Genomic DNA, 2,032 nt, shown 5'->3' with positions numbered 1-2,032 from the left:
GCCGTCGTGGATGCACACGGCGTGGTGCCGGGCGGCTCGGCGAACGTGTTCGCCCGCGCCCTGGGCCTGCCCAAGGATCCGGTCGAGGCCACCCACCGCCTGCTGGAGGCGGTCGCCGCAGGCACCGGCCGCCGCGTCGGCCTGGGCAAGGCCAACGACCGCTGGTTCACCTTCAACGCAGGCGTGGGCTGGGACGCCGACGTGGTGGCCGAAGTCGACCGGCTCCGCGGCCGCGGCCGGGAAGTCACCCCGGCGCTCTACGCGCGCACCGCGCTGGCCTGCTATTTCCGCGTGGCGCAGCGACCCGCCCAGATCACCGTGCAGGCAGACGGCGAAGCACCGGTCAGCGGCCTGCACACCGCGTTCGTGTCGAACACCGACCCGTGGACCTACCTCGGCTCCCGGCCGATGCGGATGAATCCGGACACCACGTTCGATACCGGGCTCGGGATCTTCTCGCTCAGCGACATGAACGCTTACGCTGTGCTGCGCTACATCGCGCAGATGCTCCGCGGTAGAGCGAAACCACACGGAAGAAACGCTTTTCGCCGTGCGGACGTGGGGCACCTGCACGTAGCCTGTCGGGAGCCGTTGCGCTTGCAGGTGGACGGCGACAACCTGGGCGAGCGATCGGTGATCGAGTTCGCTTCGATCCCGGACGCATTGCGGGTCGCTGTATAACCTTCTCGTAACGGACCCCGATCACTGGTCGGCGACCCCGTCCGTGACCAGCGATCATCTGAAACCGCTGGTCAAGACCCATCGATCTTTCAGGTGAGTTGACTCACGGGACTAGATCGAACTCTTGACATCACGGCAGTTCGTGAAAGCATTCACAAGCACACGGACTCCGTGAAAGCATTCACAAACACCCCGAACGAACTACCGGCGCGCCACGGGGCGCGCCTAGCGAGGAGCAAGGAACGATGGACTGGCGCCACGATGCGGTTTGCCGTGACGAGGACCCCGAGCTGTTCTTCCCCGTAGGGAACAGCGGTCCTGCGCTGCTGCAGATCGCCGAGGCGAAAGCCGTGTGCCGGCGCTGCCCGGTTGCTTCCGAGTGCCTGGCCTGGGCACTGGAGAGCGGCCAGGACGCCGGTGTCTGGGGCGGCATGAGCGAGGACGAGCGGCGCGCGCTCAAGCGGCGCAGCTCGCGCACTCGGGCGGCTCGCACCAACGCCTGAGCAGCGAATCCGCTGACAGCTCAACTAGCGTAGCGGGTCGGCCGCAGAGCATCCCGGCCGACCCTGCTCCCGCCCCGGCGACCACACGGCGGCCGCCACTGAAACAACGGAAACCCCCCGACGAGAACCGGGTCGATCAGCGTCGATGCCGGTCCCGGTGCACACCCCCGTAGCACCGACGACCGAGCCGATCGATCCCAGCCAGGCCACCCCGCAGGGCCTGCCGACACATCGACGCACCGCCTGCAGCGGCGAGCTCAGCGCCGGTACTTCAACGGAACGCGCAACACCGCTTCCGTACCGCGTTGCCTACCTCGACCGCGCAGGCTCAACGAACCCCGCAGTTCGGACTCGACGAGGGTTCGCACGATCTGCAGGCCGAGGCATTCAGCGCGTTCGAGGGAGAAACCCTTCGGCAGGCCCTGACCGTCATCGGTGATGACAACGTCCAGCCAACGCGCCGAACGCTCCGCCTGCACGACGACCTCTCCCCCGGTCTCCGCCGGGAAAGCGTGCTCGAACGCATTCTGCACCAGCTCGGTCAGCACCATGACCAGCGGCGTTGCCAACTCGGCCTGCACCACGCCGAAACGGCCGTCCCGCCGGACCTTCACCCCGGTCTCCGCGACCGCGACATCGCTCATCATCGGGATGACCCGGTCCACGACGTCGTCCAGGTCGACCCGCTCGTCCACCGACATCGACAAGGTCTCGTGCACGAGCGCGATCGAAGTGACCCGCCGCACCGACTCGTCCAGCGCCAGCCGTGCTTCCGGATTGCCGGTGCGCCGGGCCTGCAACCGCAACAACGCGGCCACGGTCTGCAGGTTGTTCTTCACGCGGTGATG

At 67.6% G+C, this 2,032-nt stretch carries 3 protein-coding genes; 2 read left to right on the top strand and 1 reads right to left on the bottom strand.

Annotated elements, in window-relative coordinates; genetic code table 11:
• Positions 1-681: diacylglycerol kinase family protein (locus IJH84_RS15975; RefSeq protein ID WP_295145827.1), on the top strand; the 681-nt coding region annotated here is incomplete at its 5' end.
• Between the two features lie 245 nt (positions 682-926).
• A complete protein-coding gene (locus IJH84_RS15970; protein ID WP_200073222.1) occupies positions 927-1,184 on the top strand; it encodes a WhiB family transcriptional regulator in 258 nt (85 codons plus the stop codon).
• Positions 1,185-1,441: 257 nt separating this feature from the next.
• Here the strand turns inward: IJH84_RS15970 and IJH84_RS15965 are convergent.
• On the bottom strand, positions 1,442-2,032 hold a 591-nt coding region (locus IJH84_RS15965; RefSeq protein ID WP_295145824.1), incomplete at its 5' end, for a sensor histidine kinase.

The sequence above is a fragment of the Saccharopolyspora sp. genome (genome assembly GCF_017434145.1).
In the GTDB taxonomy this organism is placed as follows: domain Bacteria; phylum Actinomycetota; class Actinomycetes; order Mycobacteriales; family Pseudonocardiaceae; genus Saccharopolyspora_C; species Saccharopolyspora_C galaxeae.
Note: the sequence above shows the minus strand (reverse complement) of the source record. Positions and strands in the feature narration are given on the sequence as shown.

Coding starts and splice junctions, on each gene's coding strand:
- IJH84_RS15970 (WP_200073222.1), top strand. CDS start 927: ATGGACTGGCGCCACGATGCGGTTTGCCGTGACGAGGACCCCGAGCTG.